The 22,522-nt window shown below is 40.0% G+C and carries 14 protein-coding genes; 10 read left to right on the forward strand and 4 right to left on the reverse strand.

The genetic code is table 11. The features are described 5' to 3' along the window. Positions 1 to 104: 104 nt before the first annotated feature. The 4 genes from EJ103_RS07130 to rluB all read left to right on the forward strand — a co-directional run bounded on the left by EJ103_RS07130 (position 105) and on the right by rluB (position 2,887). The gene (locus EJ103_RS07130; RefSeq protein WP_126006751.1) at positions 105 to 536 is read left to right on the forward strand and encodes an exonuclease III; all 432 of its coding nucleotides are present in this window, start codon (positions 105 to 107) and stop codon (positions 534 to 536) included. A 221-nt stretch (positions 537 to 757) separates the two neighbouring features. Beyond that, a complete protein-coding gene (locus EJ103_RS07135; RefSeq protein ID WP_004587784.1) occupies positions 758 to 1,279 on the forward strand; it encodes an EF-hand domain-containing protein in 522 nt (173 codons plus the stop codon). 151 nt (positions 1,280 to 1,430) lie between these two features. Beyond that, positions 1,431 to 2,021, forward strand: coding sequence for an SMC-Scp complex subunit ScpB (gene scpB / locus EJ103_RS07140; RefSeq protein WP_126006753.1), 591 nt, complete (start codon positions 1,431 to 1,433; stop codon positions 2,019 to 2,021). Next, entirely contained in the window at positions 2,018 to 2,887 is an 870-nt protein-coding gene (gene rluB, locus EJ103_RS07145) for a 23S rRNA pseudouridine(2605) synthase RluB (protein WP_004587786.1), read from the forward strand. Before scpB ends, rluB begins: the two co-directional genes overlap by 4 nt. Before the next feature lie 227 nt (positions 2,888 to 3,114). On the opposite strand, the gene EJ103_RS07150 is transcribed toward rluB, so the two are convergent. Beyond that, the gene (locus EJ103_RS07150; protein ID WP_126006755.1) at positions 3,115 to 3,861 is read right to left on the reverse strand and encodes a YciK family oxidoreductase; all 747 of its coding nucleotides are present in this window, start codon (positions 3,859 to 3,861) and stop codon (positions 3,115 to 3,117) included. A 227-nt stretch (positions 3,862 to 4,088) separates the two neighbouring features. Between EJ103_RS07150 and EJ103_RS07155 the strand changes: the two genes are divergently transcribed. Both EJ103_RS07155 and sohB read left to right on the forward strand, forming a co-directional pair. After that, complete coding sequence (locus tag EJ103_RS07155; RefSeq protein ID WP_126006757.1) at positions 4,089 to 6,518, forward strand: VolA/Pla-1 family phospholipase; 2,430 nt, start codon at positions 4,089 to 4,091, stop codon at positions 6,516 to 6,518. A gap of 100 nt (positions 6,519 to 6,618) precedes the next feature. Then, positions 6,619 to 7,635 carry a protease SohB gene (sohB, locus tag EJ103_RS07160; protein ID WP_126006759.1) on the forward strand — a complete coding sequence of 339 codons (1,017 nt, stop codon included), beginning with the start codon at positions 6,619 to 6,621 and terminating at the stop codon, positions 7,633 to 7,635. A gap of 62 nt (positions 7,636 to 7,697) precedes the next feature. Here sohB and EJ103_RS07165 read toward each other — a convergent pair whose 3' ends face one another. Further along, positions 7,698 to 9,029 (reverse strand): dicarboxylate/amino acid:cation symporter, encoded by a 1,332-nt coding sequence (locus EJ103_RS07165; RefSeq protein WP_004587790.1) that lies wholly within the window; start codon positions 9,027 to 9,029, stop codon positions 7,698 to 7,700. 188 nt (positions 9,030 to 9,217) lie between these two features. On the opposite strand from EJ103_RS07165, the gene EJ103_RS07170 reads away from it, so the two are divergent. Together EJ103_RS07170 and topA are read left to right on the forward strand one after the other, a co-directional pair. Next, positions 9,218 to 13,189 (forward strand): Ig-like domain-containing protein, encoded by a 3,972-nt coding sequence (locus EJ103_RS07170; protein ID WP_126006761.1) that lies wholly within the window; start codon positions 9,218 to 9,220, stop codon positions 13,187 to 13,189. 249 nt (positions 13,190 to 13,438) lie between these two features. Then, the gene (gene topA / locus EJ103_RS07175) at positions 13,439 to 16,135 is read left to right on the forward strand and encodes a type I DNA topoisomerase (protein WP_126006763.1); all 2,697 of its coding nucleotides are present in this window, start codon (positions 13,439 to 13,441) and stop codon (positions 16,133 to 16,135) included. A 119-nt stretch (positions 16,136 to 16,254) separates the two neighbouring features. Here topA and EJ103_RS07180 read toward each other — a convergent pair whose 3' ends face one another. Further along, a complete protein-coding gene (locus tag EJ103_RS07180; RefSeq protein ID WP_004587793.1) occupies positions 16,255 to 16,497 on the reverse strand; it encodes a hypothetical protein in 243 nt (80 codons plus the stop codon). Between the two features lie 235 nt (positions 16,498 to 16,732). On the opposite strand from EJ103_RS07180, the gene EJ103_RS07185 reads away from it, so the two are divergent. Then, complete coding sequence (locus EJ103_RS07185; RefSeq protein WP_126006765.1) at positions 16,733 to 17,284, forward strand: TIGR00645 family protein; 552 nt, start codon at positions 16,733 to 16,735, stop codon at positions 17,282 to 17,284. Between the two features lie 121 nt (positions 17,285 to 17,405). On the opposite strand, the gene EJ103_RS07190 is transcribed toward EJ103_RS07185, so the two are convergent. After that, positions 17,406 to 19,031: an alpha-glucosidase family protein gene (locus EJ103_RS07190; RefSeq protein ID WP_096739693.1), complete on the reverse strand. Its 1,626-nt coding sequence runs from the start codon at positions 19,029 to 19,031 to the stop codon at positions 17,406 to 17,408. A gap of 653 nt (positions 19,032 to 19,684) precedes the next feature. Between EJ103_RS07190 and EJ103_RS07195 the strand changes: the two genes are divergently transcribed. Then, complete coding sequence (locus tag EJ103_RS07195; RefSeq protein ID WP_004587796.1) at positions 19,685 to 22,471, forward strand: TonB-dependent receptor; 2,787 nt, start codon at positions 19,685 to 19,687, stop codon at positions 22,469 to 22,471. Positions 22,472 to 22,522: the final 51 nt, after the last annotated feature.

The following is a 22,522-nucleotide window of genomic DNA, read 5'->3' on the forward strand; positions in this document are numbered from 1 at the left end:
TTTATTAATTATTTAAATAAATAAAAAATTCAATTGATCTCGTAATTATTGAATATATAATGCGCAAAAATTACTTGTTTAGTCGTTCAAATAGGATCTCTCTCATGAAAACACAATTACTTTTAGCTACTGCTTTATTAGCCTCTGCGTCTGTATCAGCAAAAAGCAACACTTACTTTAGCCAAGATAATAAACTTGAATCTAAATTATGTGTATTAAGTGCAAATGAAGGCTTTAGCGCAGCGCGTAAAGAAGCAGCACAACACGGTGTATACTTATCGCGTTTTTCTAAAAGTGTTTTATGTAATGGTCAAGATATTCGTGACATTGCTAAAAAAGTAACGTCTAACCAAGCTGCTGAATTAAAAGTTGAAGTGTTTGCAAAAGATGCACACCAAGAAACACAGTTATGTATCACAGCGTTAAAGCAAGGCCTTGCGCCTGTTCGCCAAAAAATTGGTAACTTAAACTCGTTAAAGTGTAACGGACAAAACGTAACTGAATTTGTAAAGCGTTACCAAAACGCAGCAATCTAATTTCGCGGTAACATATAGATTAAAATAATGCCCAGTTTGTACTGGGTATTTTTTTGCAAAAATTACAAGGTATGCAGCAATCATTGCAAAGCTAAGTAATTGATTAATGTATATAAAATAAGCTGAATGCACATAACTCATTGATTGTTGGCGGCTTGTGCACTTTGGCATTGAACTTGTATTAGTTAAAGTGACATTTACTAACTACAAGGATACGTCTTATGAAAAAGTTAACACTCGCAACAACTATTTTAGCTTCGTTAAGTTTAGCCGCTTGTGCCTCAAACCAAGGCCTTGAAAAAATCGATAGCGATTTTGCAAGTTTAGATAACGACAGTGATGGTTATATTTCAAAAGTAGAAGCAGATGACGATAGCATCTGGGGCCACTTTTCAAATATTGATACCAATATGGATAACGAGATCAGTCGTAAAGAATTTAACACTTACATGCAGTTAAATACCGGTAAGGTAGCGACTGACAGCGAAGTAAGTGAGTCGGCATTTAAAGCTAAAATAGCTAAATTTGATAAAATCGAAAATGATTTTAGAAGTTTAGATAACGACAAAAATGGTTACATCTCAGTAGAAGAAGCTGACGATGATGATATTTCAAATCATTTTGGTTACATGGATGGCAACAATGATAAACGCATCAGTAAAGGTGAGTTTAAAGGCTACATTAGCAAATACGGTAAAGCCGTTGCTGAAGATGATGCGCTAAAGCATTATAAAAACAGCTAATATTAGCTAAATACGCTACACATAAGAGCCAGCATTAATTGCTGGCTTTTTTGTGCATTTAATTTGTTTTAAAAGCAGATATATTTTCCCCCTTTTGCGATGTTCTGTCATAATAGATGGCTACGTATTTTAAAGGGCAAAGCAAAATATTATGGTGGGTCGTCGAATTAGTGATGAACAATTAATTGAGATCATTGAAGCGGCTATATTTGTCGCAGACAAACCTGTTAGCAAACGCCACTTAAAAGATACTGTATTGGCTGATTTAGCTATTTCTATGTCACGAATTAACACTGCAATAGACGCTATACATACCCACTATCAAACACGTGGCATTAAGCTAGTTGAAGTAGGCAGTGGCTATCGCTTTCAAGCGTGTAGTAGTTTAAGCCCTTGGCTTAGTAATTTATGGCAAGAACGGGCACCTAAGTACTCTCGCGCACTACTAGAAACATTGTCGTTAATTGCCTACAGGCAACCAATAACGCGTGGTGAAATAGAGCAAGTACGAGGCGTAACAACCGGATCAGCAATTATTAAAACCCTCCTTGAGCGAGAGTGGGTTAAAGTAGTAGGGCATAAAGAAGTACCTGGTAAACCAGCGCTTTATGCAACAACAAAATTATTTTTAGATTATTTTTCGTTAACCGGTTTAGATGAACTCCCTGCATTGCCAGCGCAACAGGAAAGTAAAATAAACCAGTTATTAAGTGATCCTTCTGTGAGAGAACCATCCGAATGAGTATTCAAGGTGAAAAGTTACAAAAAGTCCTAGCCCGTGCAGGGGTAGGCTCACGACGTGAAATGGAAAAATACATTGATGCAAACCGCGTTAGTGTTAATGGTAAAGTGGCTAAATTAGGTGACCGTGTTGAGGAAACAGACTTAATACGTGTTGATGGCCACAGCGTGAAAATTGAAGAAAAAGCCGACCGTATTTGTCGTGTAATTATGTACAACAAGCCAGAAGGGGAGTTAAGTACACGTAAAGACCCAGAAGGACGTCGTACTGTTTTTGACCGTTTACCACGCATAGACGGTGAGCGTTGGATTGCTGTTGGTCGTCTAGATATTAACACGGCAGGTTTAATGTTATTTACCAACGATGGTGAGTTAGCGAACCGCTTAATGCACCCAAGTTATGAAGTTGAGCGTGAATATTCAGCCCGTGTATTTGGTGAAGTGACCAATGAAACCATTAAAAACCTAACGCGTGGCGTAGAGCTTGAAGATGGTCCGGCTAAGTTTTTAACGGTTAAATCACTGGGTGGCGAAGGCATTAACCGTTGGTACAATGTAACGCTAAACGAAGGGCGTAATCGCGAAGTTCGCCGCTTATGGCAATCGCAGGATGTAGAAGTATCGCGACTTATTCGTATTCGTTACGGAAAATTAGAGCTAGATAAGCGCCTTCCTCAAGGTGGCTGGGCTGAACTTGATTTAGAAACCGTTAACTATTTACGTAAAACAGTTAAATTAGGCCGCGAAACACAAACTAAACTGTCGGTTATGCCTGAAAAACGCAAAGACAAGCGTGCTAAAATTAACCAAATTCGTAAAGCGGTTAAAAAGCATAACCAACGTGTTAAGCAAACTAAGCGTAAGTAATACCAATCCGTAATAATACTTAATCATTTTGCGGGGCTAAACGTGTCGCTACCGAGGTAAAAAAATGCTCATTTAGCACAGCTAAATAGCGAATTTTTTGCCAAGCGAACAACACGTTTTTCTAGCCCAAAGTAGCTCGCTTAATGTAGCGAATAGGTATAATTACAAAAGATTACCGACAAAAAAGCCGCAATAAATGCGGCTTTTTTTATAATTAAAAATGTAGTTTACTTTTTTTGTTGCGCATCGAGAGATTCACCGTTTACATTGCTCGAGTCATCACTCATTAAATATAAATACGTTGGCATTAAATCTTCGGGGGTAGCAAGTTTGTCGCGATCCTCCCCTGGATACGCTGATGCGCGCATAGAGGTACGCGTTGCGCCAGGGTTTATACAATTTACACGGATATTGGTTTTACCTACTTCGCAGGCCCATGTTTGCATCATTCCTTCAACTGCAAATTTAGATATTGCATAAGGCCCCCAAAATTCGCGCCCTTTACGGCCAACGCTTGATGAAGTGAAAACAATAGAGGCATTTTCTGATTTACGCAGCACAGGGAATAGCGCTTTGGTGATCATTGCTTGCGCAGTAACATTCACTTTCATGATGTTTTCAAACGTAGAAGAGCAAAAGTGCTCAAGTGGCCCTAGCGACCCTAAAATACCGGCATTATTTAATAAGCCGTCTAATCGGCCAAATTGACTTTCGATTGTAGCTGCTAAATCGCGGTAGTTTTGTTTTGTCGCGCCTTTTAAGTCCATTGGCACAATAGCAGGCTGAGGGTAACCAGCATTGACAATCTCATCGTAAACGCATTCGAGCTTATTTGTTGTTTTACCAAGTAAAATAACTGTCGCGCCATGCTTTGCGTAGGTAATTGCTGCTACGCGGCCAATACCATCGCCGGCACCTGTAATTAAAATTACTTTATTTTGAAGCGCATTTGGAGTTGCTTGATAAGTTTGCATATAAATACCAATTTATAAAATTTTTTTGATTTTAACATAGCAAATCGTCAAGTAATCGAATTTATTGAAAATTTAGGTGGCGGAATTATAAACTTTACGTTAAGTTTAACTGGTCTAATGTCTCATTAATAAACTGATTACATTGTTTTAACTTTACTACACTGATTAAACACACTTACTTTGAACGAACACACTATAAAAATAAAGATATGTGCGGAGCCAACAATATGAAAAAAATGCTACTCTCACTCTCGGTTACAGCTGCGTTAGCAGGTTGTGGCGGCGGAGAAACATTAGAAGATGTTAAAAACGATAATGCAACCATAATACCTAATGTCACGGTGACCTTTGACCCTGCGAATGGGGTTTTATCTGTCCCTAACGATTTATTAATGAGCGGCACTCAAGACGGCACAATTAATATTCCAGGTGAATTAGACGATGATAACGTCTCTGTGCCTCGCGCTGCTTATGCAGATCCGCAATTAGCGCTAGGTGCGTTAGATGGCTGGTCATCGCAAGTGCCTTACAAAATTGATTTAACTTTCCCTACAGGTGTATCGCTTGATGAAACCTCTGCAGCGTCGCCTGGTACAGTAAGAATTTTTGAAGTGGTTATGGGCGCAAGCTTAACTGATGCAGAATGTGCTGTTGTTACAGCTGGTTCAGCGTGTAAATTGGTAGGTGAATTAACCTACGGCGTAGACTTTATTTCTCAAGCCTCTGGCGATGCAGTTGCTATTATCCCATTAAAACCTTTCACACCAGGAAGTTCATACATAAATGTATTAACCACTGGATTAAAAGACTCTCAAGGGCGTTCTATTCAGCCTTCTTCTACTTACGCTTCTGTAAGTGAAGAAGCTCCATTGATTACTGATGCTCAGCTTGGTCTTCAAGCGGCAGTAAATAGCTATGAGAATGTGGTTGTAAGCTCAGGTGATATTACAAAAGATGATATTATATTTTCTGCTGCTATGACCATTCAATCAGCAGGTCCTGTGCTTGGCACAATTAAAAACTTACTGGCAGCTAGCTTACAAAATGATGCTTTGCCAACACCAATGGTAAGTGTACCTGAACAAGCAATGGTAAATGTGCAGCAAGTATTTGCAGCTGCGGGTGTTAGCGTATCGGATGCGTTCTCTGGTGTGCAATATTTAAAAGGTAGCGTTATGTTACCTATGTATTTAGGCACCCCAACAGGCACTGAAATAAGCGATTTAAATGATACATATTGGCAAGGTATGTGTGACAACGCGGTAGCTGTTTTAGGTTACAAAGCTGCAGCAGGCGAGGCTTTCCCTGCAGAGCCAATTAGCGATAATGATGGGCTTTGTGCTGCGTTAAGTGACGGACAGTTGCGTGATTTAGGTTTAGACACTACGCGCCATTTAACTAAGTATAACTCTATTCCTAAAGTGCAAAGCATGGCGAATGTGCCAGTGCAAATAACCAAACCTATTTTACCGGTTATTAATTTTATTCGTGATTCACAAGGTCTTGATCCAATTGAAATGCCAGAAACTGGCTGGCCAGTTGTTATTATGCAACACGGTATAACAACAGACAAAGAAAGCATGTTGGCACTCACTGCACAACTTTCAATTCAAGGTTTTGCCACAGCGGCGATTGACCATCCTCGCCATGGTGAGCGTGGTGTAGATGTTGATGCTGATGGGACAGATGACTTTAATGCAACGACGGGCTCAGTACTAAGTTACATGAACTTAAACTCATTATTAGTGGCTCGTGATAGCTTGCGTCAATCATCAGCAGATTTATTAGGCTTACGCTTAGGTTTAAACTTTATTAATGATGCGACAATTAACGCACAAGATGTAACCTATGTAGGGCATTCTTTAGGCTCTATTGTTGCACCTGCATTTATAGCTCAGGCTAATACTCCGCTTGCAGATACAGTTGACCCATTATTTAAGGTAAACACGGTAGCACTTGCCAGTGGCGGTGGCGGCATAGCAAGCTTCTTACTTGAATCGGCTGCGTTTGGGCCATTTATTCAAGGCTCTGTATTATCGCAAGCTGGTACAGCAGAATCGCAAGAGTTTAACGAGTTTTTACAAGCGGATGCTATTTCAAACTGTGGTACATTATTACCAGATATGGAAGCTTTTTTAACTTGTGGCTATCAGGCGTATGTAACCTCACTTACTACGGCAGGGGAAACTACAAAACTTGCTAACATTCAAGCGGTAATGACCGAGTTTGCTTTTGCAGCGCAAACCGCACTTGATAGCGGAGACCCAACAAATTACGCAGCAGCGGTAAATGCATTAGGTACACCTGTATACACTAATGTAGTTGTAGGCGATGGCGCAGATAACAAACCAGACCAAGTTATTCCGCCAGCGGCAGCAAATAACCCTATATCGGGCACAATTCCGTTAGCAACATTAATGGGGCTTGAAACAGTAAGCACTTCACAAGCACTAAGTGAAACCCCGGCGAGTTATTTGGTGAAATTTACAAAAGGGCACCATGGCTCAATTTTAACGCCAGCACAAGACGATGCCCAAGCGGCAACAGTTGAGGGCAGTGCAGCAGCAAACGCTGAAATGCAGCTCCAAGTAGCTACTTATTTAGCTGCACGCGGGCGTATGTTATTAGTCAGTAACCCAGAGGTTGTGACTGATTAATCAGCAACAACCTTATTAACCTTGAAAAGCCACTGTTTAGTGGCTTTTTTTTGTTATAAAGCATGATAAATTAGCTTAAATTTATAAATGGAGAGACCAGTTGGAATTTTTATACGAATACGGTTTGTTTTTTGCTAAAACGGTTACCTTTGTTATTGCTATTGCAATTATTTTAACCCTTATTGTGGGTTCAGCAGTAAAGCCTAAAGCTAAAAAAGGAGCCATAGAAATAGACGATTTGTCTGAGCAACTTGATGACTTAAAACACAGCTTTTTAGAAAATACTTTAACTAAAAAAGAGTTAAAGGCGCATCATAAAGTGCAAAAAGTCGAGTCTAAAAAAGCGGCAAATGATGAGCCGAAGCCACGCCTATATGTTATTGATTTTATAGGTAGTATGGACGCTCATGAAGTTGAAAGCCTACGCGAAGAAGTGACCGCAATTATTGCCATTGCTAATCCTGAGAAAGATAAAGTATTAGTTCGCTTAGAAAGTGGCGGCGGCGTGGTGCATGGCTATGGTTTAGCTGCATCGCAATTACAGCGTTTTAAAACTGCAGGTATTAAGCTTTCGGTTTCTATTGATAAAGTAGCAGCGAGTGGCGGTTACATGATGGCCTGTGTGGCCGATGAAATATTAGCGGCTCCTTTTGCTATTGTTGGCTCTATTGGTGTAATTGCACAAATACCTAACTTTAATAAAATTTTAAAGAAAAACGATGTAGAGTTTGAGCAAATTACAGCTGGCGAATTTAAACGTACGTTAACCTTGTTCGGCGAAAACACAGATAAAGCCCGCGAAAAGTTTCGTGATGAAATAGAGCAAACACATGGTTTGTTTAAAGAGTTTGTAAGCAGCCAACGGCCAACACTTAATATTGATAATGTGGCAACGGGTGAGCATTGGTTTGCAACACAAGCAATTGAAAAGGGCTTAGTTGATGTAATTAAAACCAGTGATGATGCGTTATTAGAGCAACAAGCTGAGCGTCAAATATACAAAGTAAAATACAAAATTAAGAAAGGATTAAGTGATAAGTTAGGAATTGGGCTAAGTAGCTCTGTAAATAAAGCAGGCGTTAATTTAATGTCGCGTTTTAAAGCAATGAACCCATAAAACGTTATTAAAGGTAATAAAAAACCCTTGCATAGCAAGGGTTTTTTGATGGGCTTTAATAATTACTCAGTAGATTTGTGGTAATCTTCTAAGTCTTTAGCTGCGTTCGGGTCGTTAAATATTGTTTCATCTAATTGACCTTCTGATTTAGCAACCACACAAGTTACCATACAGTCACCCGTTATATTAACGGCTGTACGCGTCATATCGAGTAACCTGTCAACACCAATAATAATTGCAATACCTTCTACTGGTAAACCTACTTGGTTAAGTACCATTGCAAGCATAATTAAACCCACACCAGGCACACCTGCGGTGCCTACCGAGGCAAGCGTCGCGGTTAGAATAACCATTAAGTAATCAGAAATCGTTAAATCAACAGCAAACACTTGTGCAATAAATACTGTTGCCACGCCTTGCATAATAGCTGTGCCATCCATGTTAATGGTAGCGCCTAGCGGAATAGTAAAAGAGGCAACCGAGTTATTAGCGCCGAGTTTTTTGGTCGCGGTTTCAAGTGTAATAGGCATAGTCGCGCTTGAGCTTGAAGTGCTAAAACCAAATAAACACGCGTGTTTCATTTTAGCTAAAAAGGTAAGTGGGTTAAGGCCTGTTAATACTTTTAAAATGATACTGTAATTAATAAATGCGTGAATTAATAACGCTGCCACGACTACAAGGAAGTACTTAGCCAGACTGAGTATTAACCCCATTTCGATAGTGGTAAAAAGTTTAGCCATTAAAAAGAACACACCGTAAGGTGCAATGTTCATTAGTAGCGTTACTAGTTTTAAAATAACCGTGTTTAAATCTTCAAATACTGCGGCTACACGTTTACCTGCTTTGCCACTTAGCGCCATTGATACACCAAATAAAAGCGCAAACACAATAACTTGCAGCATGTTCCCTTTAGCCATTGCTTCGAATGGGTTAGTAGGGAACATATCGATAATAACTCGCGCTAAGGTAGGGGCTTCTTTAGCATTGAAGCTTGCATCTGATGGCAGTGCAATGCCTTGACCTGGGTTAAATAATAACGCCAGTGAAATAGCTACGGTAATTGCCACGGCAGTTGTAACTAAATATAAGCCAATCGATTTACCACCTAAACGGCCTAATTTTTTAGGATCGCTCAAGCTACACGTACCACATACAAGCGATACAAATACCAGCGGCACAACCAACATTTTTAAGCTGGCAATAAAAATTTGTCCGCCAACATGGAAAAGGCCATCTACAAAAAAAGCTTTAATTGGCAAAGAGAATAACCCAAGAGGAATTAGATAATCGTCTTCACCAGCTAATATAGCCTGAAATAAAAAGCCTACTGCAATACCCAGTGCCATGCCAATCATGATACGGGTAGTTAAACTCATTGAACGTATTTTAGACATATTCCCTAATCTATTTTTTCAAATTTGCCATAGACTACCAGCAAGGAAATATTTACTACAGAAAAAAATAGCCTTTGCGGAATTATTTACATAAAAAAGTGACAAAAAACTGTGATATTAGACTAAGTTATAGGTTAATATTAGGTAAACAACTATTAGTAAATAATAACAACGCTAGGGAGAGGTCCATGCCTTTAACGCGACTACTCAGCATTACACTATTTAGCATTTTGCTTTGCGCTTGTGGTGGTGGTGGAACAATCGAAAAAGACGGCACCATCGGAGATGATGACGATTCTACTACAGAAACATCCACTTACACGGTAACTTTAAAAGGTTACTTACAATCTAGTGACACTGAGTCAAACACGGTCACAGCGGCTGCTCCTTTAGAGCTTAGAGCTACTTTAGAAGATGAAGATGGCGGTGCAGTATCAGGTGAGCGTATTACTTTTACCCTAGCAGATGATGTTGGAGCTTTAAATCAAGCTTCCGCACTTACAAACAGTGATGGCATAGCTATTGTTGAACTGATGGCTGGTACAGTTGATGGAGCTGGAGAAGTTACTGCAACTTTTACTATCGATAGTACCTCATATACAGATAGCTTCAGCTACAGTTCAACAGGGGATTCAGACAGTGATGTTGAAAATCCTTTCTCAGTAAGTGTAGCAGGGTATTCTCAAACAGACGGTAGTGAATCTAATATTGTATCAAGCGATTCGCCGTTAAATATAACTGCCACACTACTAGATTCTGATGAAACCCCTATTTCTGGTGAGCGCATAACATTTACACTTGCAGATGAAGTCGGTTCATTGACTCAATCATCAGCTTTAACTCAAGCAAATGGCCAAGCGACTGTAGAGCTAAGCGCGGGTACTACAGTAGGTGCTGGTGAAGTAACAGCTATATATACACAGAACGATGTTGTCTACAGTGCAACGTTTGCATTTCAATCACAGGGCGATGAAGACAATCAATCTGATTATAGTTTAACCCTTCAAGGTTACACTCAAGGTACCGACACTCAATCAAATTCTACAACTTCTTTGGTACCTTTAGAGTTAAGAGCTACATTGCTTAACGAAGGTGTGGCTGTAATCTCGCAAAGTGTTAATTTCTCATTAGCTAGCGATATAGGTATTCTTAACCCAAGCTCTGGAAGCGTTTTAACAAATGATGAAGGGGTGGCTACTATTGAATTACTAGCTGGCGATACAGCTGGTGCATCAGAAGTTATAGTTTCATATACAATCGATGGTGAAACAATCAGCTCAGAAGCATTTGATTTTGAATCTATTATTATTGAACAAGCAGAAATTACAGTTAGTTTACTATCGAGTGATAATATAGAAACTAGAAGTGTTGATTTTCAAAATCCTGCTGTAGCACAAGCGCAACTATTACTTGATGGTGAGCCAGGGGCTTATAAATTAATAGAGTTTAACTTATCTGGTTTGGGCGTTATTAACCCTTCAAATGGTACTGCAATGACCAATGAGGAAGGTATAGCAAAAATTGATTTATTAGCCGGTACTGAAGCCGGAGCTAGTTCAATCTCCGCTACTTACAATGATGAAGATAGTAATTCTTTTACTTCTGAATTTTTTACTTTTACAACAGCTGGTGATGCTCCTGAACAAGGTGATGATGACACTTACACTCTTAATTTAAGTTTGATTTCCTCAACAACGTTAACTCAAACAAGCGAAGTTAGTGCAAATGACAACGCTTTAGTTCAAGCCACGGTTTTAGACTCAAACAATGAAGCTGTAGTAGGAGCTGTTGTGAGTTTCAGCTCAACATTAGGTAACTTATTGCCAAGTGCTGGTACCGCCTTAACAGATGAAAATGGCTTAGCAACATTAAATCTTGCTCCTGGAACAGTGGAAGGTGCCGGTACGGTTACTGCTGTATATGAAGCTGCTCAAGCGACAATAGGGTTTTATACACGTGGTGACGCGATTGACCCAAATCAGAGCTCTGCAGATATAGACTTTAAAATTTTACAAAATTGTCCATCTGATTTTTCAACTTCACGAAACTCATCATTGTGTGATGAGGTAACTAGTATTTCGGGTGACTCAACAGGTATTTTATACATTGAGGTGACGAACGAAAACTCAACAACTCCACTTGCACAAAGATTAGTTACTGCAACTACAACGATAGGATCTGTTACTCCTTCAACAGGTACTGCTATAACAGATTCAAATGGCGTTGCGCTACTAACAATTGTTCCAGGTCAAGATGTAGGCGCCGGTGAAATTACTGTGTCAGTGCTCGATAGCGATTTAACGAAGGCATTTCAAATTGCTGCTGTAGATGTTGAAATTGCTATTAGCAGCTCGGTTGCAGACGATGAGCTATTAGCTGCAGGTGCAACAGCACTTATCTCAATTGAAATCTCAAAAGACGGTGAGCTATATACCACACCACTTACTGTTGAATTTTCATCTGGTTGTGTTGGCTCTGGCCAAGCACTTATAGATGAAACAGTAACCAGTATTGGCGGCTTTGCACGCTCTACATACCGTCCGCTTACTTGTGTGGGTGGGGATATAATTACGGCTACCGTGATCACCGGTGGCGATACGGTTTCTGCTAGTACTACTATAAATGTATCACCTGCCAATATTGGCTTTTTACAATTTGTAGAAGTGACTGAGCCAGTAATTGCATTAAAAGGTACGGGTGGTGCTGACAGAACTGAAATCTCTGAAGTAACATTTAAACTTGTGGATTCAAATGGCAATGATTTAGCTTCAAGAACGGTTAACTTTGAGCTGTCAACGGCAGTCGGTGGTATAACGTTAGGCACAGCCAGTGCAATTACTAATGCCAGCGGTGAAGTGACTACCTCAGTTCAATCGGGCTCAATTGCTACGCCTGTGCGTGTTATCGCATCTAGCGAAGAAGACGTAGATGGCGATACGGTTATTGTAACCGCCCCTTCAGATATTCTTGTAATTAGTACAGGTATTGCTGATCAAAATAGCTTTTCGCTATCGCGTTCTATATTTAACCCTCATGCGTTAAATGTTGATGGTAATACCGTATCGGTTAATGCTCGCCTAGCTGATCACTTTAACAACCCTGTGCCAGATGGAACAGCTGTTAGCTTTATCACAGAAGGGGGCGTAATAGAGCCAAGTTGTACAACAACCAATGGTACGTGTAGCGTAACGTGGACCAGTAGTAACCCACGCCCGTTTACTGACTCTATGTATGAAAATACCATTACGCAAAAGTGTGATGGTGGCTTACCATGCCCATTAGGAATTTTAAATAATGACTTAACGGTGGATTTACCGTTAGGTGGACGTGCCACTGTACATGCTTATGCAATTGGTGAAGAAACGTTTTCTGATTTAAATGGCAACGGCTACTTTGACAGTGAAGACTTTTTTGATGATTTATTTGATATTCCAGAAGCCTTTATCGATAACAATGAAGATGGCACCTATGGCGGTAAAGACTGTAATGATGGAACCGACCCCTGTTCACGCGATAACTCAACCGGTGATGAGTTTGAAGAATTTGTCGATTTTGATGGCAATGGTACATGGACCACAGAAAACGGCCTATACAACGGCTTACTGTGTCGTGAAGAAGACGAAGCTGCAGGTATTTGTAGTCGTCAAATGGTTAATGTATTTCAAAACCAAGAAATCGTTATGTCGGGTGATACTGCATACTTTAGGCTAGTTACATACGCGGATGATTGTTCTGCTATCGCGGGTGCAACCGCTTCAGAGGTACGTGTAAACAGCGACCCTGCAAGTCCACTTGTTCGCCGTGTGCAAAACGACCCCACTAGCGCAATAATGTGTCAGGTTGATGCAATAGATTTAACACAAACTGCATCAGGCACTGCTAGCCTAGGGCTTACGGTATTTATAGCAGATATATATAACAACCCAATGCCTGCTGAAACAACCATCTCTATTGACACAGACAACGGTATTTTAACAGGTAGTGATAATTACACTTACCCTAATACAACAAGTATTGTGCCTGTTGGTTTATCGTTTGGTATTACGCGTGAAGACTTAGATGGAGGAAATGAGCAGTTTAGTGGTATTTTAACCGTTACTGCCGAAGCGCCTTCAGGGTTAGAAAGTACGCTTTCTGTTAGCGTAACCGACGATTTATAATCGGTAGAATGTAAAAAATGCCAACCTTAAGGTTGGCTTTTTTATTTGTGTTCTATATATTCCACAGCAATTATTTTAAAAACACCGGTTTGTATAATTTAACAACAAAAATTGTTTGTTTATTCAGTAAATACTGAAAAGTTTGTATTAAAAGCTTGTAACAATAGGTGTTTGTAGATATACCTATAAATATTCGCGCCGTTTATGTCGGCAAAACACATTTAAATATTTGGTTAGAAATAGGCAACTATGGGCAAATCGCTAGTAATTGTAGAGTCACCTGCTAAGGCTAAAACAATTAATAAATACTTAGGTAAAGACTTCATCGTAAAGTCCAGTATTGGACATGTGCGTGATTTACCTACTTCAGGTTCGAACAAAGCTAAAGTACCGGCGACTAAAACGCCAGCTGAAGTTCGTAAAATGGAGCCTGAAGAAAAGGCAGCGTATAAACAGCAACGAGATTACACTAACTTAGTTGCACGTATGGGTATTGATCCTGAAAAAGGGTGGGAGCCACATTACGAAATTTTGCCAGGTAAAGAGAAAGTAGTTCAAGAGTTAAAAAAGCTGGCCGAAAATGCAGACCAAGTTTATCTCGCAACGGATTTGGATAGAGAAGGGGAAGCAATTGCTTGGCACCTTCAAGAAATTATTGGTGGTGAGCCTGAAAAATATAAACGCGTTGTATTTAACGAAATTACAAAAAATGCGATTCAACAAGCGTTTGAAACACCTGGTGAACTAAATACCGACATGGTATATGCACAACAAACACGCCGCTTTTTAGACCGTGTAGTTGGCTTTATGGTATCGCCGTTATTATGGGCTAAAGTAGCGCGTGGGCTTTCTGCTGGGCGTGTGCAATCGGTTGCGGTACGTTTATTAGTAGAGCGCGAACGTGAAATCAAAGCGTTTATTCCTGAAGAATTTTGGGATATACACGCCGATGTTAAAAATACCGATTCACAATTACGCTTAGAAGTCACCAAGCAAGCAGATAAGCCATTTAAGCCGGTAAATGAGGCTCAGGCTACAGCCGCAGTTAAAAGCCTTGAGACAGCCGAATATAAAGTAATAAGTGTTGAAGAAAAACCCAGCAAAAGCCGCCCAAGTGCGCCTTTTATTACTTCAACCATGCAACAAGCCGCCAGTACACGTTTAGGCTATGGCGTTAAAAAAACAATGATGCTTGCACAGCGCCTCTACGAAGGCGGTTACATTACTTATATGCGTACCGATTCAACTAATCTATCAAAAGATGCAGTTGAAATGTGTCGTGATTATGTAACCCAAGAGTTTGGCGCAAAGTACTTACCTAAAGACCCAATTAGCTACAGCTCTAAAGGCAACGCACAAGAAGCGCACGAAGCGATCCGTCCTTCAAGTGTCACTGTACTTTCTGGACATGTTGAAGGTGTTGATGCCGATGCCAAAAAACTGTACGAATTAATTTGGCGTCAGTTTGTTGCCTGTCAAATGGTGCCTGCAGAGTACGATTTAACAACGCTTACTGTGACCGCTGATGAGTTTCAATTAAAAGCAAAAGGGCGAGTACTTCGCTTTGATGGTTGGACAAAAGTGCAACCTGCGGTACGCAAAAAGAATGAAGAAGATCAATCTCTGCCAGCAGTAAAAGAAGGCGAAGTACTTAGTTTAATTGAACTTGACCCTAAGCAGCACTTTACTAAACCGCCAGCGCGCTTTAGTGAAGCAAGTTTAGTAAAAGAGCTTGAAAAACGTGGTATTGGTCGTCCATCTACGTACGCATCAATTATTTCAACAATTCAAGACCGTGGTTATGTACGGGTAGAAAACCGTCGTTTCTTCGCTGAAAAAATGGGCGAAATTGTTACCGACCGTTTGGTTGAAAACTTCACTGATTTAATGAACTTTGACTTTACAGCAAAAATGGAAGGTCGTTTAGATGATATCGCCGAAGGCGAGCGTGTATGGACCCAAGTGCTTGATAAGTTTTATGCTGATTTTTCTACGCAATTAAACATAGCCAAAGATGAGCCAGAGCAAGGCGGAATGCGCCTTAATCAAATGGTTGAAACTGATATTGACTGCCCTACGTGTGGCAGAAAAATGGGTATTCGCACGGCATCTACAGGGGTGTTTTTAGGGTGTACAGGTTATAACTTACCGCCTAAAGAGCGTTGTACAACCACTATGAACCTAGTATCAGGGGATGAAGCGGTTGCGGCAGATGTTGAAGACATTGAAACTGAAACATTAATGCAAATGAAGCGCTGTCCAATCTGTGAAACGGCTATGGACTCTTACCTAATAGACGAAACCCGTAAATTACATGTTTGTGGTAATAACCCTGCATGTGAAGGGTATATCGTTGAGCAAGGTACCTTTAAAATTAAAGGATACGATGGGCCTATTATCGAATGTGATAAATGTGGCTCAGACATGGAGCTTAAGTCGGGCCGTTTTGGTAAGTATTTTGGCTGTAACAACGAAGAGTGTAAAAATACGCGTAAGTTACTTAAAAACGGCGAAGCTGCGCCACCAAAAGAAGATCCTGTGCACATACCTGAACTTGAATGTGAAAAGTCAGAAGCTTATTTTGTTTTACGTGACGGGGCTGCAGGTATTTTCTTGGCGGCTAACACTTTCCCTAAATCACGCGAGACGCGAGCGCCTAAAGTGGCTGAGCTAAAGCGTTTTAGAGAGCGTATTTCACCTAAGTTTTATTACTTAGCTGATGCGCCAGAAAAAGATCCTGATGGTAATTTAGCCGTAGTACGTTATAGCCGTAAAAATAAAGCGCAATACGTAATGACTGAAGTTGACGGAAAAGCCACAGGCTGGACTGCTCACTATGAAGCGGGTAAATGGGTAGAAGAAGCGAAGAAAAAAGCAGCACCTAAAAAGAAAGCGGCTGCAAAAAAATCGCCAGCTAAACCTAAAGCAAAAAAAGAAGCTGAATAAACGTTAAAATTTATTTAGCCTAAGACAAATAAAAGCCGGAATACACAGCCTGTGTCATTCCGGTTTTTTTATGATTATATGCGTCGCAATGGCTTTATTAGCCGCATATTTTTTATTGTTTAGATTTGTACAGTAGATACTTTTTTGTAGCCTTCAGACTCTAATTCATCATTAACGCATTGAAGAACATAGCCAAATAGATCGTCGTTACTTACATCATCATCTTTAGCCCAATTTACACACATATCTGTGTATTCTTTAATTGTTTGTGCAGAAGCTACTGGTGCATCGTCTGCGATTGCAACCGTTGCAGATACAGCAAAAAGTGGTGCAACTATTAATGCTAGCAATGCTTTATTCATTTGTTGATTCCTAAATAAATGGTTTAACGATTTAAATACATTTTAAAGCTGTATTTAAATAGTGCCCAATGCAGAACAACTCTGTTGGTGTAGTGATTTTTAATCGAAATTAAAATAAAAGATAACGAAAAATTTTTATCGTCAAGATGAGTAAATTACGCTTAAATAATAATATAAGTAATTGTGTTGTAATAAATTATAAGCTAAGGTCGCTTTTTTATAAAAAGATAAGTTAATGTCAGAACACCAAGCAAAACCAACCAGTACGCCTCGTAAAATACACAAAGTAGAGCAGGGCTTAGAGTCGTTTATATTTAAAGGGCGCTGGTTATTAGCCCCGTTTTTTGTAGGCCTACTATTTGCTGTAATATTGCTATTAATAAAGTTTTTTAAGCAACTTTATTTAATGGGTATTGCCACTTTTAGTGCAACAAACCAAGAGTTATTAGTGGGTATACTTACCCTCGTTGATACCGCTTTACTGGCTGGTTTATTACTTATTATTATTTTTAGTGGTTATGAGAACTTTGTTTCAAAGCTTAATATTGAGGGCCACGAAGATAGGCCGTCATGGATGGGAAAAGTAGGTTTCTCTGGCTTAAAAATGAAGCTTATTAGCGCAATTGTTGCCATATCTGCAGTTGAGCTTTTAAAGGTATTTATTAATTCTAATATTCATTCAAATGATGAGCTATTTTGGAAAGTGATTATCCATGTCACCTTCGTAAGCTCTGGCGTGTTATTTGCGCTCACTGATTATTTAAATAGTAAAACACAATCACATTAGAAAGGTTAGTGGTTTGGTGGCCTGTATTTCGTCTTAATACCGGCTATAGCAGCCCCACTATTTGAGCGCACAAAAAAGCCCGATAAAATCGGGCTTTTGAGCATCATACGTCAGGGCATTCTTATTTTACAAAAGCAAAGTAACAGTCAAAACCATTCATGTTTAGCTTATTACCATCTAAAGTAGCATTACAATGAGATAGTGAGTCATGCGCCTCAGTCACTGTTTTAGTCAACTCAAATGTTTGATTGGTATCAGCTAAGTTAAACACACATAACATAGTTTGCTCGTTTAGCGTTCTGTAAAAAGCGAGGATAGGCTCAGCAGTATCAATAAACTTAATATCGCCTGCTAATAACACAGTATGCTGTTTACGCCATGCCATAAACTCACGATAAGCATTAAGTATAGAGTTTGCATCTTTATCTTGTACAGACACAGCCTGCTGCGTATGCGCGCTATCAACCGGTAACCACGGTTTAGCAGCACTAAATCCTGCGTTTTGTGTGTTGTTACCTTCCCATGGCATTGGCGTTCTACAGCCGTCGCGACCTTTAAAGTTTGGCCAAAAGGTAATGCCATATGGGTCTTGTAGGTCTTCAAATGCTACAGAGGCTTCACCTAGCCCCAGCTCTTCACCTTGGTACATACATACGCTACCACGCAAAGAAGCTAATAAAGCAGTAAGCATTTTGCATTGTGCTGGGTTTATTTCACCATTTTGGCTCCAGCGGCTCGCAACACGCTCTACATCGTGGTTGCTAAACGCCCAGCACGGCCAACCTTCAGTCATGCGTTGCTCTAGAGTCTGTACGGTTTCTCTTATGTATTCACTTGAATAATCATCAGTGAGTAGCTCAAAACTATAGCCCATATGCAGCTTATCACCGCCTTGGGTATATTCTGCCATTGTTGCCAATGAATCTTCCGATGAAATTTCACCAAGTGATACAGTACCCGGGTATTTATTAAGTAGTGCACGTATGTCTTGCATAAACTCAATGTTTTCTGGTTGGGTGTTATTATAATAATGGTACTGAAACGCGTATGGGTTATCTTCACTAAAGCCACGGCCTTGGCGTTTATCTTTAGGCTTTGCAGGATTGTCACGTAATTGTGCATCGTGGTAGCAAAAGTTAATAGCGTCTAATCTAAAACCATCTACACCTTTTTTAAGCCAAAACTCTACGTTTTCTAAAACAGCTTTTCTTACATCTGGGTTATGAAAGTTTAAATCAGGCTGTTCGGTTAAAAAGTTATGTAAATAGTATTGACCGCGACGAGGCTCCCATTGCCAAGCACCGCCACCAAAAATAGATAACCAGTTATTAGGCGCTGTGCCATCTTCTTTAGCATCTGCCCATACGTACCAGTCAGCTTTATCATTGTTTTGGTTTTCGCGGCTATCTAAAAACCATTGATGTTGGTCTGATGTATGGCTTAACACTTGGTCAATAATAATTTTAATGTCGCGTTTATGTGCTTGATCTATTAACTCATCAAAGTCGTTTAGGTCACCAAATATGGGGTCTATATCGCGATAGTCACTTATGTCGTAGCCAAAATCTTTCATTGGAGATTTGAAAAAAGGAGAAATCCAAATAGCGTCAACGCCTAAGCTTTTAATGTAATCAATGCGATTAATTATCCCTTTAAGATCACCAATACCATCGTTATTGCTGTCTTGAAAGCTTCGCGGGTAAACCTGATAAATAACCGCACCTTTATACCACTGCTGTTGGGCCATGCTTTTCTCCGTCGTTCCACACAGTATTTATATTGTTATTAGTTTGATTGAAACAATCACTAAATTTTCAAAAAGCATACGTGAAGGGTGCTGCTCTGTAAAAAGTCTGCATACGTATGCAGCTAATTTACTTACATAAAAGCGGTTTTAGCTAAGCGGAAAGTTACCCATAAAAACCGCTGCAGCACTTTTACCAATCATGTTTATTTATGTGTAACTAAAACAACTGGCTATTTTGGTGCTTATTTTTAAAGGGCTGCACAGCTTTGGTGATTTCATTCTTTGGTCAGACCAATTTAATCTGATGATTTTTACAAAAGATATGCGTGTAAATTTATAAAAAACCTCTAATTAACGCTATTTACAAACGATGACACAGGGATTTCAGTTAAATAATTGATGTATTTTTATAATGATAATAAATCACTAGGTTGCACCAATATAAAACTATTTAAAACAGTGGGTTAAAGTTTTATTTGTGAACTCATTGTTAACTTTTAGCCTTTTGCATAGTACTGAATACGTATGCATAAAGTTGTTAATAAAATAATTCGAGCGTTAATATTGATGCTGACAACAAAATTAGCTCGCCTGTTTGACTATCACTCAAATAAAGAAGCGAGTATCACAATATGGGTAACGGGAAAAACATCATGTCTATGTTCAAACCAAGTATATTAACGTTGGCAATGGCTACTGCAGGATTAGCAAGCTTTGCCTCTGTAGCAGCACAAGAAGATACAGTTAAAAATGATGACGTTGAGGTTATCGAAGTAAAAGGCTTTCGTGGCAGTGTTGTTGAATCAATCAACACAAAGCGTTTTTCTACTCAAGTCGTTGAGTCAATTTCAGCTGAAGATATAGGTAAACTTCCTGACTCGTCTATTGCTGAGTCTATTGCACGCTTACCAGGTTTAACGGCGCAGCGCCTAGATGGTCGCGCAAGTAGAGTATCAATTCGTGGTTTTGGTGAAAACGAAAGTGGCACCACATTTAATGGCCGCGAGCAAGTATCTATTGGCGATAACCGCGGCGTAGAGTTTGACCTTTACCCATCAGAAATTATGAGCGGCGTTACCGTATATAAAACACCTAATGCAAGTATTGAAGCAGAAGGTATTGCCGGTGTTATTAACATGCAAACCGTACGTCCTTTAAGTAAAGGCGAGCGTGTATTTCAAGTTAACGGCCAATACGAGCAAACTAGCTTTGATAAACTAAACCCAGACGGTAACGACGATGGTTACCGCGGTACTATTTCATACATTGATCAATTTGCAGATGACACCATAGGTGTTGCGTTTGCACTAAATACCATGAGCTCTCCAAATCAAGAAAAACGTTGGAACTCTTGGGGTTACCCTGAATTTACTGCTGATGATGGTCAAACGTACTCTATATTAGGGGGTGCAAAACCATTTGTACGTTCATCAACCCTTGAACGTGACTCAGCAATGCTCGTACTAGAGGCCGCGCCTACAGACAAATTAAATATGACGTTTGATGCGTTATATGTTGATTTTACAGATGAAAAAATCTTACGTGGTATCGAAATTCCATTCGCTTGGGGTCAAGGTTCGATTGACCCTGCAAGCGTAGCTGTAGATGACGCAAGTGGTTTTATTACCAGTGCGGTAACAAATGGCCAACGTGTGGTTGTTCGTAACGACTACGAAGAGCGTGAAGCAGAGTTAACCGCGTTTGGCTTTAACACGAAATACGATATTGATGACTCGTGGTCAGTAGAGTTTGACGCAAGTTACTCTCAAGTAGACCGTAAAATTTGGAGCCTTGAGAGCTACTCTGGAACAGGTCGAGGCGATGCTCGCGGTGTTGCAGATAACCTAGGTTACACATTTAACGGTGGTAATACAGGTGCTACGTTTACTCACGATTTAGATTACAGCGATTACAGCTTAATGCAATTAGGTGGTCCTTTATCATGGGGTGCGAGCTCTGCTTTAAATGATAAATATGGCTTAACGGGCACCGAGTATGAAAACCAAGCGCAAGATGGTTTCATTAATGCACCTACAATTGAAGATGAGTTATCTACGTTAAAACTAGCGGCATCTAAAGTATTAGAAAACGAATACTTCAGCTCAATTGAATTTGGTATGTCTTATAAAGAGCGCGAAAAAACCAAAGATTCGCAGGGCTTCTTTATGACGTTATCTGGGTTTTCACTTGATAACCCGGGTTTAGTTACCGTGCCAGAGCAGTATCGAATGGGCAGCGTTGATTTAGACTTTATTGGCATGGGCGATATGATTGCCTACGATGTAAATGGTCTTGTTAATGACGGCTACTACGACTTACTAGATGAAAGCTTAACAAATACGAGCCATTTAACTAAATCGTGGACTGTAAAAGAAGAAATTACCTCTGCGTTTGCACAAGCTAATATTAATGCAGAAGTAAGCGGCTTAGCGTTAACTGGTAATATAGGTGTACGTTACGTTCACACTGATCAGTCATCGCAAGGTAATGCATTTAGTACTGTAGATGGCATTGTTGTGGCATCACCTACCAATATTAGCCACGATTATTCACACGTTTTACCAAGTTTGAACTTATCACTTGCGATTGATGAGCAGCAAACAGTACGTTTTGGTGCAGCTAAAACAATCTCACGCGCCCGTTTGGACGAGATGAACTCATCTATTGATGCATCATACAACACAACGCCTGATGAAAACGGTAACTTTTGGTCTGTATCGGGTGGTAACCCTAACCTAGAGCCTAAAGAAGCAACTGGTTACGATTTAACGTACGAAAACTACTTTAGCGATGAAGGTTACTTCTCTGCTGCGTTTTTCTATAAAGACTTAACCCAGTGGATTTTTGACGGCACATACGAAATTGATATGTCGGGCGTTGCTGACCCTTCAACAGGTGAAATCCCAGCTACTTCTGAAGGTACTGGTAGTGGTAAAGTAAATGGCGGTGGCGGCGATCTATACGGTTACGAGCTATCTCTCGCATTGCCATTTAAAATTTTCCACCCATCACTTGAAGGCTTTGGTTTAATTGCAAGCCATACCGGTATTGAATCAGACATTGAAGATCAAAACGGCAATGAATACGAGCTACCGGGTCTGTCTGACAAAATTCAAAGCTTAACGGTTTACTACGAAATGAATGGTATTCAACTGCGTACCAGCATGCGTAAACGTAGTGCCTTTAAAGGTGATGTATACGGGCTAGGTTTTGATACCGAGCAAGTGGATATCCTAGGCGAAACAATTTGGGACATTCAAGCTGGCTACGACTTTAGTGAGGCCGGTGTTGAAAGCCTTGAAGGGTTATCAATTCAGTTCCAAGTTCAAAACTTAACAGAAGAGCCGTTTACATCGCTTTCTGGCGATAACGCGCTACAAGTTCGTGACTACCAAGATTACGGTCGTACTTACTTGTTAGGCTTTAGCTACAAGCTATAATAAAGGTTGTGTGTAGGAGCCCTTGTAAATTGTTTTACAAGGGCTTTTTTA

Origin of the sequence: Pseudoalteromonas sp. Xi13, assembly GCF_003952205.1 — a bacterium.
Classification (GTDB): Bacteria; Pseudomonadota; Gammaproteobacteria; order Enterobacterales; family Alteromonadaceae; genus Pseudoalteromonas; species Pseudoalteromonas atlantica.

Excerpts from the sequence above, each read along its gene's own strand:
- EJ103_RS07130 (WP_126006751.1), top strand. The coding sequence starts at position 105 with ATGAAAACACAATTACTTTTAGCTACTGCTTTATTAGCCTCTGCGTCT.
- EJ103_RS07135 (WP_004587784.1), top strand. The coding sequence starts at position 758 with ATGAAAAAGTTAACACTCGCAACAACTATTTTAGCTTCGTTAAGTTTA.
- scpB (WP_126006753.1), top strand. The coding sequence starts at position 1,431 with ATGGTGGGTCGTCGAATTAGTGATGAACAATTAATTGAGATCATTGAA.
- rluB (WP_004587786.1), top strand. The coding sequence starts at position 2,018 with ATGAGTATTCAAGGTGAAAAGTTACAAAAAGTCCTAGCCCGTGCAGGG.
- EJ103_RS07150 (WP_126006755.1), bottom strand. The coding sequence starts at position 3,861 with ATGCAAACTTATCAAGCAACTCCAAATGCGCTTCAAAATAAAGTAATT.
- EJ103_RS07155 (WP_126006757.1), top strand. The coding sequence starts at position 4,089 with ATGAAAAAAATGCTACTCTCACTCTCGGTTACAGCTGCGTTAGCAGGT.
- EJ103_RS07165 (WP_004587790.1), bottom strand. The coding sequence starts at position 9,029 with ATGTCTAAAATACGTTCAATGAGTTTAACTACCCGTATCATGATTGGC.
- EJ103_RS07170 (WP_126006761.1), top strand. The coding sequence starts at position 9,218 with ATGCCTTTAACGCGACTACTCAGCATTACACTATTTAGCATTTTGCTT.
- topA (WP_126006763.1), top strand. The coding sequence starts at position 13,439 with ATGGGCAAATCGCTAGTAATTGTAGAGTCACCTGCTAAGGCTAAAACA.
- EJ103_RS07180 (WP_004587793.1), bottom strand. The coding sequence starts at position 16,497 with ATGAATAAAGCATTGCTAGCATTAATAGTTGCACCACTTTTTGCTGTA.
- EJ103_RS07185 (WP_126006765.1), top strand. The coding sequence starts at position 16,733 with ATGTCAGAACACCAAGCAAAACCAACCAGTACGCCTCGTAAAATACAC.
- EJ103_RS07190 (WP_096739693.1), bottom strand. The coding sequence starts at position 19,031 with ATGGCCCAACAGCAGTGGTATAAAGGTGCGGTTATTTATCAGGTTTAC.
- EJ103_RS07195 (WP_004587796.1), top strand. The coding sequence starts at position 19,685 with ATGTCTATGTTCAAACCAAGTATATTAACGTTGGCAATGGCTACTGCA.